This is a genomic window from Dechloromonas sp. ARDL1, assembly GCF_051122455.1.
GTDB lineage: Bacteria > Pseudomonadota > Gammaproteobacteria > Burkholderiales > Rhodocyclaceae > Azonexus.
The window spans coordinates 3,746,685-3,760,303 of sequence record NZ_CP168939.1 but is presented as its reverse complement, the minus strand read 5'-3'; the positions used below and the strand labels follow the sequence as shown (position 1 = coordinate 3,760,303).

The window sequence follows — 13,619 nt, the reverse complement described above, 5'->3', positions numbered from 1 at the left end:
GGGGTAGAAAGAACAGAGCTTGGGCTTGGGCTGGCGAAGCCAAACAAGCCAGGAAGCAAGCGAAGCGCGGTAGTTTGATCACGAAGATGGTTGAGCTACTTTTTCGTGGGTCGTTTAGCCGCTAGCTTCTTTTTTGGATAGGTTTTGGAGAGTAGTCTTTACCCGCAGCTTCTTCGAACTCGACGGTGAACGCGTGAATCTGGTCGAACTGAGGTGCCCCCCGTAATCAGTGCCACCGGCAATTTAGTAAAGTCCGTTTTCGAGAAGGAGAATGGACTTGAAGAAGCGGTTTTCAGAAGAGCAGATCATCGGTTTTTTGCAGCAGGCGGAAGCCGGCGTGGCGATCAAGGAACTGTGCCGGCAACACGGCTTCAGTGACGCCTCGTTCTACAACTGGCGGGCGAAATTCGGCGGCATGTCAGTTCCGGATGCGAAGCGCCTGAAGGAACTGGAAGCCGAGAACGCCAAGCTCAAACGCCTACTGGCCGAATCGATCCTTGATGCCGAAGCTCTCAAAGCGGCCTTGGGCCGAAAGCGCTGAGCCCCCAGCAAAAGCGTGAGTCAGTCATGGTGATGCGGAAAGCGACAGCAATTTCCCAACGCCGTGCCTGCCAGCTGGTGGGTTTGTCACGCACGGTCCTGCATTACGTATCGAAGGCGCAGCCGGAGAACGAGCAGTTGCAAGCCAGGCTGGTCGAACTGGCCGGCGAGCGCCGCCGGTTCGGCTATCGCCGCTTGCATGCGCTGGTTCGGCGAGAGGGCGTTCGAGCCAATCACAAACGGATTTATCGGCTCTACAGTGATGCCGGTCTGTCAGTTCGGCGCCGCAAAAAGCGACATGGTGTGGCTGTTGAGCGGCAGGCACTGGAACGCCCTACCGAGCCCAACCAAGTTTGGTCGATGGATTTTGTCAGTGACGCGCTGGCCAATGGCCGCCGGATCAAGGTGCTGACCATCGTCGATGATTTCAGCAAGGAGGCCATCGATCTCGCGGTCGACTTCGGCATTTCAGGCCATTACGTTACGCGTGTTCTTGATCAGGCGGCTCGCTTCCGGGGCTACCCCAAGGCCATTCGAACTGACCAGGGACCAGAATTTACCGGCAAAGCGCTCGACCAGTGGGCCTGCCAGCATGGCGTTCAGCTCAAACTGATCCAGGCCGGGAAACCCACGCAGAACGCGTTCATCGAGAGCTTCAACGGACGCTTCCGAGATGAGTGCCTGAATGACTATTGGTTTACGAGCTTGCCACAGGCTCGTATCCTGATCGCCGCCTGGCGCCGGGACTACAACCAGCATCGGCCGCACAGCGCATTGAATTATCAAACCCCGGCAGAGTTCGCGGCCGAGCATCGGGCAACCACCTCTGCCCAGCCAGCCGCCGAAGAATGTCTTTAACGGTACAACCCAAGGACTTTTACTAAAACGCCCTTGGCACTAAAACCGGGGGCACCTCAGTGCGACCAGCGTAGTTTGCGCATCCGAATTGACTGCATCTCGGTTTACATCGTGATTTCCTGGTACGACGAAGAGACGTTCCCTCGGAAGCGGCTGTCAGAGGTGGTTCCGCGAATCCGGACATCGAGTTAAGTGAAATCTCTGCTTCAATGGGCGATGGAAATCGCCTGCCTAGCAGGCTGCTGAAATACTTCCCCATCCTGTCGACGAAACAGCGGGTTTGATCGTTATAGAGATTCACCGAGATTACCGAGAGCACAAAGCGGATCATGCGCGGAGCCGACACCTTCACCGAGAGTTTGTTTACGATGCGTCGCCTGGACGACTTTGTGCCGGCGCAGCACCCGTTGCGGCCGATCCGGGCGATGGTGAATCGGGCGCTCAAGGATATCGAACCCCTGCTCAGCGGCATGTATGCCGCCGACGTCAAAGGCGGTCGCCCCAGCATTGCCCCGGAGAAACTCCTGCGTGCCATGCTGCTGCAAATCTTCTACAGCATTCGCTCGGAACGGCAATTGATGGAGCAGACCCAGTACAACCTGCTCTTTCGCTGGTTCATCGGCCTATCGATGGACGATGCAGTCTGGGTGCCCACCGTCTTCACCAAGAATCGCGAACGCCTGATTGCCCACGATGCCGTGATCGAACTCTTCAATGCGGTACTGGCCATTGCCGAGAAGCAGAACTGGCTATCAGGCGAACATTTCAGTGTCGACGGCACGCTCATCCAGGCTTGGGCGGGACACAAGAGTTTCCTGCGCAAGGACGGCGGAGATGATGAAGGCGGCGGCAATTTCAAGGGCCAGTCACGCAGCAATGACACCCACGCCTCACGTACCGACCCGGATGCCCGACTGTACCGCAAGGGCAATACCGCCAGTGAGTTGCGCTACATGGGACACACCTTGAGCGACAACCGCCACGGACTCATTGCCAGTGCGGTCGTGACCACGGCCGATGGCTATGCCGAGCGGGAAGTTGCCAAGGCCCTGATCGCCGATGCCCGCCAAGTCGCCGGCGAAACGGCTGAAATCACCCTCGGCGCGGACAAGGGCTACGATGCCCAGGAATTCATTGCGGCACTCATCGAACTGAATGTCATTCCCCATGTGGCGCAGAACACCAGCCATCGCCGTTCTGCCGTGCCGGACGACATTGCCGGCAGTGACGGTTACGCGATCTCCCAGCAAAAGCGCAAACTCATCGAACAGGGATTCGGCTGGGCCAAGTTCATTGGGCCGATACGCCAGGTGATGGTGCGCGGACTGGAGAAGGTCGATCAGTTGTTCGTGCTGACCATGGCCGCCTACAACCTGACGCGCATGCGCTCCTTGGGAGCAATCCGTCCGCTGGGGGCAATATGATAGGAAAACACCTCGGAATCCCTGTAAAACACGTGCGAACGACCGAAAATCCGCTTCGCCTTACGAAAAACGACTCCGTTCCATGCCACCGTCTGCAGTTGCAGGGCGGTATTTCAGCAGCCTGCTAGGAGCAGAAGCAATGAGAAGACCCCGCCGTAACCACACAGCCGCCTTCAAGGCCAAAGTGGCGATTGCCGCCCTCAAGGGCGATGAGACGCTGGCTGCGTTAGCAGAGAAGTTTGACGTTCATCCGAATCAGATTACGCAATGGAAGACACAATTGCTCGAGAACGCCTCGGGTGTCTTTGCGACGGCTGCCGAGAAGCAGGCGGCCACGCCGGACCTGAAGGATTTGCATGCAAAGATAGGCCAGCAGGCGTTGGAGATTGATTTTTTGGCCGTCGCGCTCGGTCGCATCGGCGATGCGAGCGCAAAACGATGATCGACAAGGCCCACGATCTGCCTGTCGTCAGGCAAGTCCAGTTACTTGAGCTTTCGCGTTCTTCTGTCTATTACCAGCCGCAGCCCACATCCGAAATCGATTTGATGCTGATGCGGCGGATTGATGAACTGCACCTGGAGCATCCCTTTGCCGGTGCGCGGATGTTGCGCGATATGCTCAAGCTCGAAGGCCATGAAATCGGTCGCAAACATGTCGGTACGCTGATGAAGAAGCTCGATATCCAGGCCATCTACCGCAAGGCCAACACCAGTCGGCGCAACCAGGCACACCGCATCTATCCCTACCTGCTGCGCGGCCTTGCCATCGAGCGTCCGAATCAGGTCTGGGCCATGGATACGACCTACATCCCGATGCGCCGGGGCTTCGTCTATCTGAGCGCGGTGCTTGATTGGGCAACCCGTCGGGTGCTGAGTTGGCGCCTGTCGAACAGCCTGACGGCTGATCCCTGCGTCGATGCTCTGGAAGAGGCCATCATGAAGTATGGCCGACCGGAAATCATGAACACAGACCAGGGCAGCCAATTCACCAGTTCGGCCTTCATTGGCTTGCTTCAGGAGCACAGCATTCAGGTCAGCATGGATGGCAAGGGCTGCTGGCGCGATAACGTATTCGTCGAACGCCTCTGGAAATCGGTCAAGTACGAGGAGATTTACCTGCACGGCTACGACACCGTTTCCGAGGTCCGACAGGCGCTGGCCCGCTACTTCGATTTTTACAATCGTCGTCGCCCGCACTCAACGCTTGACGGGCAAACCCCGGATACGGCTTACTTCAACCAGCCGCTGCTCGCCGCAGCGGCTTAACCCGCAGAGAACTCACTTAAGAAAACCAAATTTCTGTCCAACTGCGCGGGGCCACCTCTGGGCGCCGACATCGCCCCTGAGTTGCTGTACGAGCAGTCTGTTCCGATAGGCGAAGACTCGTTCGCAGAGGAATTGAAGGCTATGCCGGATGTGGGAAGGGACGTATGACTCCTTTCCGGAAGCGAAACCTCAACGAGCGCTTTCCGGCGGCGAACTCGAAAAGCAGATAGTCGTGTCCCGACCCAAAGCGGCCGTAGCGGTTTCCAGAAAGCTGCCCGTCATCAAAAACTAGGTTTAGCGGACTGGATTGCTCTGAAGCCGCCATTGGCGAACTCACCCAACCGGCCAACTTCTGACCGTCATTCGATCCACGAAGCCGTCATTTCGATGACCGGTCTACCTCGGAACCTGCCGAAGGGGAAATTTACACTGCTCGGCCATTGCTGCCTGTGACGTTGGCTGGATTGAATGGCCGTTATTGCCAAGGTTGCCGTCGTTGATGGAATGCTTGATTACATCAAGGAGAATCACAGATAACGGATAAATCGTACAGCTAACCAATGCCATCAAACTTGGTTGCCTTGAATGCCCTTCGCCGAGTTGGGGTTTGCAGCATGCCGATGCGCTCCCTGAACGTGGGATGCCGTCTTGCCGCTAGGCACAATCGCTTGAGACAACCCGTCAAGAATGCCACAGTGGGCAGCATCACGCGCCTCGCCACACCGCTCGCGCAGGCCTTTCAGTTGCCTCTCCAGTTCCTGGAGTTCTTGCATCCGTTGAGCAACATGTCCAATGTGCCGGTCAAGCAGTCGATTCACATCCGCGCAGTTCTCCTGTGGTGATTCCTTGAAGTGCTGCAAGACTCGAATTTCATCCAGCGTCATATCCAAACTGCGACAGCGCCGAATAAAAGATAGTCGCTGTACATGGGCATCTCCATAAATGCGGTAGTTGCCTTCGCTGCGGGCAGGTATTGGCAGCAGCCCATCGCGCTCGTAATAGCGGATCGTTTCCACATTCGTCCCGGTAAGGCGGGACAGTTCGCCGATTTTCATCTTCATCTCCTGATGTTTATACGGACCGAGTCGGTTGGAGCATGATGATTGCCATACCGGCCAGCGTGAGCACACTGCCGACAAGATCGCATCGAGTTGGGACAACGCCATCGATCTGCCATAGCCAGATCAGGGCAATCGCCACGTAGACAGCCGAGAATCTCGTCCTGCACCGTGATGGCGAACAATCCCTGAGCTTTGACGAACTCAAGCATCTCTTTCGCTTCGACCATTCTCTTTTATTGTAAGCCCTTGACTCTGTAGCCACTCAAGGGTTTCTAATACAGGTAGCTGAAAAAGTCATGAACCAGAAGCAATTCCTGACGCTAATCACTAGCAGCCAGTCGCACGCTCCACGTAACTGACCGTCTAAAACGATCATGAAATTGCTGAGTTGAAAGTCTATTCTGATGAAGTGTAAGCATACGTTTTTACCACCAGCCGTCCTGCCTGGTTGGACGGTTACCCCCGAACCTCACTAAGGAGTAAGTGATCATGAAAAATAGATTGATGGTTGGCTTGATTGCCTTGAGTGTCCTTGGCCTTCCTGCGACGTCCCCCCGTTTTCAGTAGCACAGGGCTTTAGAGTCCAGAGTTAATTTACCTGATTTCTGGGTGAGTGATTTGGCATAGGCGGCGGGAGTCAAACCGCCTAGAGATTTCTTTGGTCGCTCCTCGTTGTATTCCCGGCGCCAGGCTTCAATGACGACCTGTGCGTGTCGCAGACTGGTGAACCAATGCTCGTTCAGGCACTCGTCCCGGAATCGCCCGTTGAATGATTCGATGTATGCATTCTGATTGGGCTTGCCGGGTTCAATGAGGAAGAGTTGAACCCCGCGGGCATGTGCCCAGGTCAGCATGGCCCGGCTACAGAATTCCTTGCCGTTATCCGTTCTGATCGCCTTGGGCAGCCCGCGTATTTTGGCCAACTGATCGAGGGTTCGCGTGAGTTGCATGCCGCCCATCGCTCGCTCCGGAACAATTGCTACCGCTTCATGCGTGGCGTCATCGACGATGGTCAGGCTCTTGATGACTCGCCCTTCCGCCGTCCGGTCGAACACGAAATCCATCGACCAGACCTGATTGGCGGCCAGCGGGCGTTCCAGAGGATGACGGTCAGCCATCGGAATCTTTTTGCGCTTTCGCCTTCTGACTTGCAGACCGGCCTCGGCGTAGAGTCGATCCACATGCTTGTGATTCACCACCATGCCGGCCTGCCGCAGCTTTAGGTAGATCATCCCGGCCCCGTAGCGCCGATGACGTTGAGCGAGTCCGATGATCTTCTCTTTCAAGACAGCATTGCGATCCGTCGCCGGCCGGTAACGGAATGAACTCGGACTCATGCCGATTAAACGCAGTGACCTCCGCTCGCTGAGCCCCTTGTCGATCAGGTAGCGCACCAGATCACGCCGTGACGGTGCGCTCACCACTTTTTTCTCAGGGCCTCTTTCGCGATCTCATTCTCCAAGAGCGACTCGGCTAACAGTTTCTTCAGCCGGGTGTTCTCTGCTTCCAGCTCCTTTAGGCGCTTCGCGTCCGAGACGCTCATCCCGCCAAACTTGCTGCGCCAGAGGTAGTAGCTGGCTTCCGAGAAAGCGTGCTTACGGCACAACTCGGCAACCGGCATCCCCGATTCAGCTTCCCGCAGGAAGCCAATGATCTGTTCTTCAGTGAATCGCTTCTTCATGTCCAATCTCCTTGTCGTGGTGGATTGGACTCTAAAGTCAGGCGCTACTCAATTCCGGGGGGACGTCGCCTGTTGCTTACAGTGCAGACCCTAAACCTGCTCCCGACGACAAAGCCTTCCAGGAATATGTGGTTCAAATGCAGGCGCACATGAAACTGATGCAGGATCAGATGCAGAAAATGCGGCAAACCAACGATCCTGCCCTGCGTCAGAAACTGATGCAGGAACACTGGACTGCCATGCAAGACGGCATGCGCATGATGCATGGTTCCGACAGCATGCCCGGTTGCGGGATGATGATGGGTTCAATGAGCGACAACATGGGGTGCTGTAGCGGCGGTCACCGGCAGGGTATGGGTGGAGGCATGCATGGGAAGGGATGGTGGAATCCACAAGACACCTCTTCGCAAGCCATGAACCGCCGTCAGCAGATGATGGGAAGCTGCATGGGGATGCAACAGCAAATGATGGATCAGATGATGCAACAACAAAATTACAGGTGGATGCCGCCAGCACAATGAACAGCAATGCAATCTGCATGAGCCAACTTTTCTGCGATTTTCCACGAAATGCTTCGGCTACATATTCACTGCGTCGATAAGCGATAACAAGAATATCGCATTTTATCGATTAACTGGCGGCATAAAATGCCGCCTTCACTTTTCCAAGTACAGCAATCATGAGTTCTTTTATCACCGAAACCGTTCTCTCCGTTCATCACTGGAATGACAGCCTGTTCAGTTTTAGGACCACGCGCAATCCTGCCCTGCGCTTCATCAATGGCCAGTTCGTGATGATCGGCATGGAAGTCAATGGCCGCCCGCTGATGCGCGCCTATAGCATTGCCAGTGCGAATTACGAAGAGCACCTGGAGTTCTTCAGCATCAAAGTTCAGGATGGTCCTCTGACCTCGCGTCTGCAACACCTGAAGCCGGGCGATCCTCTCCTGGTCAGCAAAAAGCCTACCGGCACCTTGGTTCTGCGCGACCTCAAGCCGGGGCGTCGCTTATTCATGTTTGCCACCGGAACCGGCCTGGCCCCGTTCATGAGCCTGATTCACGATCCGGAAACCTATGAGCGTTTCGAGAAGGTCATCCTCATCCATGGTGTTCGCTGGACTAACGAGCTGGCTTACCACGACTACATTGAGGAGGATCTGAAGGAACACGAATACCTCGGCGATCTGATCCGTGAAAAGTTGGTCTATTACCCGACGGTGACTCGTGAGCCATTTCGCAACGAGGGGCGTCAGACTGACCTGATCCTCTCCGGTAAGTTATTTGCCGACCTGGGCGAGCCGCCCATCGACCCAGCTACCGACCGCGGCATGATTTGCGGCAGCCCGGCCATGCTCAAGGAAATTTCGGCCATGCTTGATGGCTTCGGTTTGACGATTTCGCAGCATATCGGCGAAGCCGGTGATTATGTGATTGAGCGTGCATTCGTCGAGCAGTAAGCAACGGGGGACCGACTCAAAGTCAAACCCCATAACTATCTCTGGAGAGTGTTTGTGAGAATTTTGGTTCCCGTGAAGCGGGTTGTTGATTACAACGTCAAAGTCCGCGTCAAGGCCGATGGTTCCGGTGTCGATCTGGCCAACGTCAAGATGAGCATGAACCCCTTTGACGAAATCGCCGTTGAAGAAGCCGTCCGTCTCAAAGAAGCCGGCATCGCCACGGAGGTCATCGCCGTCTCCTGCGGCGTCGCCGCCTGCCAGGAAACCCTGCGCACCGCCATGGCCATCGGTGCCGACCGCGGCATCCTGGTCGAAACCGATGTCGACCTGCAACCGCTGGCCGTCGCCAAGCTCTTGAAGGCCCTCTGCGACAAGGAACAACCGCAACTCGTCATCTGCGGCAAACAAGCCATCGACGACGACGCCAACCAGACCGGCCAGATGCTCGCCGCCCTGCAGAACTGGCCACAAGCCACCTTCGCCTCCAAGGTCGTCATTGGCAACGGCAAAGCGACCGTTACCCGCGAAATCGACGGCGGCCTCGAAACCCTCGAACTTTCCCTGCCGGCTGTCGTTTCCACCGACTTGCGTTTGAACGAACCGCGCTACGCCACCCTGCCCAACATCATGAAAGCCAAGAAAAAGCCGCTCGACACCGTCAAGCCGGCCGACCTTGGCGTCGACGTTACCCCGCGCCTGACCACCCTCAAGGTCGCCGAACCCGCCAAGCGCAGTGCCGGCATCCGCGTTGCCGACGTCGCCGAACTCGTCAACAAACTCAAGAACGAAGCCAAGGTGATCTGATCATGACCATTCTCGTCATTGCCGAACACGACAACCAGTCCCTTAAGGCCGCCACCCTCAACACCGTCGCTGCGGCAGCGAAAATCGGTGGCGACATCCATGTCCTCGTTGCCGGCTGCAACTGCGCCCGCGCCGCCCAGGAAGCCGCCACCCTCAGCGGCGTGAGCACCGTCAAAGTCGCCGACGCCGCCCACTACCAGAGCCAGACGGCCGAGAATCTGACCGCACTAGTCATCGCCAACGCATCGGGTTACAGCCACATCCTCGCCCCGGCCAGCACCTTCGGCAAGAACCTCATGCCGCGCGTCGCCGCATTGCTCGACGTCGCCCAGATCTCCGAAATCATCGGCGTTGAGTCCGCCGACACCTTCGTCCGTCCGACCTACGCCGGCAATGCCCTGGCTACCGTGCAGAGCGCCGACAAGGTCAAAGTCATCACCGTGCGCACGACCGCCTTTGATGCGGTCAACCGGGAAAATGCCGCAAAAATCGAAACCATCGCCGCAGCCAACGATACCGCCCAAAGCACGCTGACCAACCGCGAACTGACCAAGTCCGAGCGTCCCGAACTCGGCGCCGCCAAGATCATCGTCTCCGGTGGTCGTGGCCTGGGCAGCGGCGAGAACTACCACAAGCTGCTCGAACCGCTCGCCGACAAGCTCGGTGCCGCCCTCGGTGCATCGCGTGCAGCGGTCGATGCCGGTTTCGTGCCGAACGACTACCAGGTTGGACAGACCGGCAAGATCGTCGCCCCGCAGCTTTACATTGCGGTCGGCATCTCCGGGGCCATCCAGCATCTGGCCGGCATGAAGGAGTCGAAGATCATCGTCGCTATCAACAAGGATCCCGATGCGCCGATCTTCCAGGTGGCGGATTACGGGCTGGTCGCTGACCTCTTCGAAACCGTGCCAGCATTTACTCACTTCTCTTTATGACCTTTCTGGTCAGGTACTGGATTTGCCGGAATTTGCACCAAGGTTGAGGCAAGCTGGCAATTCCAATACTTGAAGAACTCGGGTGCCCCTTCCGCTCCAACCGGTTTCCCTTATTGCAATCGCTTGACTCTGTAGTCACTCAAGGGTTTCTAATGCGGGAAACAAGGAGAAACGCCATGAGTCTTGATGCCAACCCGAAGCCCCTTCAGAAAGCTGCCCATTGCGGATGTGCGGGCGGCTGTTCAGCGGCAGCGCCCGCAGTCGCAGAAATTCCGGCAGCCTCAGATCTTGCTCCAAGCGATGGCGTGCCCGTCTTCGTGATTCCCACCATGGACTGCCCGAACGAGGAGAATGACATCCGTCGTGCGGTGGCCGGTATCGAGGGCGTCCGTTCCCTGCGTTTCCAACTGTCGGCGCGCACGGTTGCGATTGATGCGACGACGGAAGCCCTTGATGCAGCCTTGGCTGCCATCCGTAAAGCCGGCTTTACGCCCAAGCCGGTGTCTGCAGCTCAGGCTGCAACAAAGAACGTCGGCGTCAGTGATCTCTGGCGAAGTGTTCTGGCGCTAGGGCTGGCCGTCGGCGCCGAAGCGCTGGCTTTCTTCGCGCCCGATACATTGCCTTTCAAGGGCTTCGGTATGGCATTGGCCATCGTCGCCATCTGGCTGTCCGGCATTTCTACCTATACCAAAGGCGTGGCGGCATTACGGCGCGGGCAATTGAACATGAACGCGCTGATGGGCGTTGCCGTGACCGGCGCCTTCCTCATTGGACAATGGCCCGAGGCGGCGATGGTCATGGCCTTGTATGCCATTGCCGAACTGATCGAAGCCCGCTCGGTGGATCGGGCGCGTAACGCCATCAAGGGCCTGCTCGACCTGACGCCGGAGACGGCGGAAGTTCGGCAGGCCGATGGGACGTGGCGGGAAGTACCGGCGGCGGAGGTAAAGCTGGAATCCTGCGTTCGGGTCAAACCCGGCGCCCGGATACCGCTCGATGGTCAAGTGACGGCCGGAAGCAGTGCGGTCAATCAGGCGCCGGTCACCGGCGAAAGCATCCCGATTGACAAGGCGGCAGGCGATCCGGTGTTTGCTGGCACGATCAACGAAACCGGCACTCTGGAGTTTCGTGTGACGGCCGCTGCCGACAACACCACGCTGGCCCGCATCATCCACGCGGTCGAACAGGCGCAGGGGACGCAAGCGCCGACCCAACGCTTCGTTGACCGGTTTGCCGCAATCTACACGCCGACCGTGTTCGGCATCGCCGTTGCCGTGGCTGTACTGACGCCCTGGCTCCTCGGCTGGACCTGGACGCAGGCGCTCTACAAAGCCCTGGTGCTGCTGGTTATTGCTTGCCCCTGCGCGCTGGTGATCGCCACGCCGGTGACGGTCGTGAGTGGGCTGGCGGCGGCGGCCCGACGCGGCATCCTGATCAAGGGCGGTGTCTATCTTGAGGAGGCCCGTAAACTCCGGGTCATTGCCCTCGACAAGACCGGCACCATTACCGAAGGCAAACCCCATCTGGTCGCCACTGAAATGCTGCCTTCGACGGTCCCAGAATCCCAGGTGCTTGCCTGGGCGGCCAGCCTGGCCGGGCACTCGGACCATCCAGTTTCCAAGGCGATTGCAACCGGTCTCAAGCTTCCGGAAACTGGTTTGACCGATTTTGTCGCCCTTGCCGGACGGGGCGTGGAAGCGCGGGCAGATGGCCAACTGCTGATCCTCGGCAATCATCGCCTGATCGAGGAGCGCGGGCTGTGTAGTGCCGAAATCGAGGCTCGCCTTCAGGCGCACGAGACGCAAGGCCGGACGGTGACCATGCTGGCGACGGCACAGCAATTGCTGGCAATTTTTGCGGTGGCGGACACCATCAAGGAAAGCTCGCGGGAGGCAGTGGCCGATCTGCACCGTCTCGGTGTCGTCTCAGTCATGCTGACCGGCGACAATGCAGCGACGGCCGCCAGCATCGCCAAGGAAGCAGGCATCGACGACGCCCGAGGCAATCTGCTCCCTGAGGACAAACTGGCGGCTATCGAAGACTTGCAACGTCGCCATGGCCCGACCGCGATGACCGGCGACGGCATCAACGACGCACCGGCGCTGGCGCGTGCCAACATCGGCGTGGCGATGGGTGCGGCCGGAACAGACACAGCAATGGAGGCGGCCGACGTGGTCATCATGAACGACGATCTGCGGCGCATTCCCGAGACCATTCGCCTGTCCCGGAGCACCCATGCGGTGCTCTGGCAAAACATCGGGATGGCCTTGGGGATCAAGGCGATCTTTCTCGGATTGGCCATTTTGGGTAATGCCACCATGTGGATGGCGGTGTTCGCGGACATGGGCGCGAGCCTGCTGGTAGTTTTCAACGGCCTGCGCCTGCTCCGCAAATGATCCTGGATAAGCCCATGACGGATCAGTACCGCTGGCTGGGGTTGGCCATCGGTGTGGCCTTGGCGGACCAAGGGGTCAAGCATTGGATCGCGGCGACCTTCCCTTTGGGCACAGGCGCAACAGTATTGCCGTTTTTCAACCTCGTTCACATCCTGAATAGCGGTGCAGCCTTCAGTTTTCTTGCTGATGCCGGCGGTTGGCAACGCTATGCCTTCATTGCTCTCGCCTTGGCCGTCTCGGGGGGCTTAACCGTCATGTTGTTCAAAGGGGTGGCGAACCGTTGGGAAGGCTGGGGGTATAGCCTGCTCCTCGGCGGTGCCGTCGGCAACCTGGTAGATCGCCTGTTCCAGGGAGCGGTCGTGGATTATCTGGACTTCCATGCCGGCGCCTGGCACTGGCCAGCCTTCAATCTCGCCGATACGGCGCTTTGTCTGAGCGCCGTGATTCTTCTTTGGGGGGCCTTGCTGTCTTCAGCTCAACGCAAGGCGACCCTTTAGCGAGATCGGAGGAAATTTCGATGCAACCCCTGGCCACAAACCGAAACGAGGAACACAAATTGGCTCAACGATCTTTCTCCCTGTTTGACCGTCGCACCTTGTCTGCCTTGATGCTCATGAGCGTGGTTCATTGCGCTTCGGCCGCCGAGGAACCCTTGCCTCCCGATCAGGCCTTTCGGTTCAATGCGTCCCTGAAGGGTAGCGATACGGTGGTGGCTGAGATCATTCCTGCCAAGAAGCACTACCTCTACAAGAACAAGGTCCGCTTTGCCTTGAAGAACGCCAGCGGCGTCCTCATCAAGGAGGTCAAGCTACCTTCCGGCGAGATGAAGAACGATCCCTATTTTGGGCTGATCGAAGTCTATAAATCGCCCGTCGTCGCGGAAATCATGCTGGAGCGCGCGCCAAAGGCCAAAACGATCACCCTTTATGCGTCTTATCAAGGGTGCAATGAGAAACTCGGCGTCTGTTATCCGCCCATCGAGAAAACCGTTGATATGAAATTCCCCCAGTAGCCGGCAGAGCTTCCGGTCTAATTGACGGCTAATGCCAAAATACGAATAATTCCCATCCATGCTTCGCCATCCCCGCTTCCGCTCCTTCCTCGCGACATTGCTGGCCTTTTGCCTGGTCAGTGTGTCGCTGTGGAGCTATGGGGCGGAAGCGACCGCCGATGCGGTGTCGTACGAAATCGCCCACTT

General features: G+C 57.8%; 13 protein-coding genes. 10 read left to right on the top strand and 3 right to left on the bottom strand.

Annotated elements, in window-relative coordinates; all coding sequences use genetic code 11:
• The first annotated feature begins 277 nt into the window (after positions 1 to 277).
• The 3 genes from AB6Q56_RS18570 (at position 278) to AB6Q56_RS18560 (ending at position 4,088) form a co-directional block, all read left to right on the top strand.
• A protein-coding gene (locus AB6Q56_RS18570; RefSeq protein WP_434517116.1) for an IS3 family transposase occupies positions 278 to 1,398 on the top strand; the annotation gives its coding sequence in 2 pieces (ribosomal slippage) (positions 278 to 527 and positions 527 to 1,398; 1,122 coding nt in all).
• Positions 1,399 to 1,727: 329 nt separating this feature from the next.
• A complete protein-coding gene (locus AB6Q56_RS18565) occupies positions 1,728 to 2,822 on the top strand; it encodes an IS5 family transposase (RefSeq protein ID WP_046535740.1) in 1,095 nt (364 codons plus the stop codon).
• A 139-nt stretch (positions 2,823 to 2,961) separates the two neighbouring features.
• A protein-coding gene (locus AB6Q56_RS18560) for an IS3 family transposase (RefSeq protein ID WP_374755713.1) occupies positions 2,962 to 4,088 on the top strand; the annotation gives its coding sequence in 2 pieces (ribosomal slippage) (positions 2,962 to 3,220 and positions 3,220 to 4,088; 1,128 coding nt in all).
• A gap of 566 nt (positions 4,089 to 4,654) precedes the next feature.
• Here the strand turns inward: AB6Q56_RS18560 and cadR are convergent.
• From cadR to AB6Q56_RS18545, 3 genes are all read right to left on the bottom strand, one after another.
• The gene (gene cadR, locus AB6Q56_RS18555; RefSeq protein WP_150428102.1) at positions 4,655 to 5,143 is read right to left on the bottom strand and encodes a Cd(II)/Pb(II)-responsive transcriptional regulator; all 489 of its coding nucleotides are present in this window, start codon (positions 5,141 to 5,143) and stop codon (positions 4,655 to 4,657) included.
• Positions 5,144 to 5,159: 16 nt separating this feature from the next.
• On the bottom strand, positions 5,160 to 5,288 hold the full coding sequence (locus tag AB6Q56_RS18550; RefSeq protein ID WP_246181636.1) for a hypothetical protein: 129 nt from the start codon (positions 5,286 to 5,288) through the stop codon (positions 5,160 to 5,162).
• Positions 5,289 to 5,709: 421 nt separating this feature from the next.
• Positions 5,710 to 6,830, bottom strand: a protein-coding gene (locus tag AB6Q56_RS18545; protein WP_434514518.1) for an IS3 family transposase whose coding sequence is annotated in 2 segments (ribosomal slippage) — positions 5,710 to 6,572 and positions 6,572 to 6,830 — 1,122 coding nt in all. Because the reading frame shifts where the segments join, the coding sequence is not laid out codon by codon here.
• Between the two features lie 149 nt (positions 6,831 to 6,979).
• Between AB6Q56_RS18545 and AB6Q56_RS18540 the strand changes: the two genes are divergently transcribed.
• The 7 genes from AB6Q56_RS18540 (at position 6,980) to AB6Q56_RS18510 (ending at position 13,433) form a co-directional block, all read left to right on the top strand.
• Positions 6,980 to 7,351 (top strand): hypothetical protein, encoded by a 372-nt coding sequence (locus AB6Q56_RS18540; protein WP_434514517.1) that lies wholly within the window; start codon positions 6,980 to 6,982, stop codon positions 7,349 to 7,351.
• 158 nt (positions 7,352 to 7,509) lie between these two features.
• The gene (locus tag AB6Q56_RS18535; protein ID WP_434514516.1) at positions 7,510 to 8,286 is read left to right on the top strand and encodes a ferredoxin--NADP reductase; all 777 of its coding nucleotides are present in this window, start codon (positions 7,510 to 7,512) and stop codon (positions 8,284 to 8,286) included.
• Positions 8,287 to 8,340: 54 nt separating this feature from the next.
• Positions 8,341 to 9,090, top strand: coding sequence for an electron transfer flavoprotein subunit beta/FixA family protein (locus AB6Q56_RS18530; RefSeq protein WP_434514515.1), 750 nt, complete (start codon positions 8,341 to 8,343; stop codon positions 9,088 to 9,090).
• Between the two features lie 2 nt (positions 9,091 to 9,092).
• Positions 9,093 to 10,025: an electron transfer flavoprotein subunit alpha/FixB family protein gene (locus AB6Q56_RS18525; RefSeq protein WP_434514514.1), complete on the top strand. Its 933-nt coding sequence runs from the start codon at positions 9,093 to 9,095 to the stop codon at positions 10,023 to 10,025.
• Between the two features lie 305 nt (positions 10,026 to 10,330).
• Positions 10,331 to 12,421 carry a heavy metal translocating P-type ATPase gene (locus AB6Q56_RS18520; RefSeq protein WP_434514513.1) on the top strand — a complete coding sequence of 697 codons (2,091 nt, stop codon included), beginning with the start codon at positions 10,331 to 10,333 and terminating at the stop codon, positions 12,419 to 12,421.
• Positions 12,418 to 12,918 (top strand): signal peptidase II, encoded by a 501-nt coding sequence (lspA, locus tag AB6Q56_RS18515; RefSeq protein WP_434514512.1) that lies wholly within the window; start codon positions 12,418 to 12,420, stop codon positions 12,916 to 12,918. The genes AB6Q56_RS18520 and lspA overlap by 4 nt, the downstream gene beginning before the upstream one ends.
• A 20-nt stretch (positions 12,919 to 12,938) precedes the next feature.
• Positions 12,939 to 13,433: a protein-disulfide reductase DsbD N-terminal domain-containing protein gene (locus tag AB6Q56_RS18510; RefSeq protein WP_150428107.1), complete on the top strand. Its 495-nt coding sequence runs from the start codon at positions 12,939 to 12,941 to the stop codon at positions 13,431 to 13,433.
• Positions 13,434 to 13,619 lie beyond the last annotated feature (186 nt).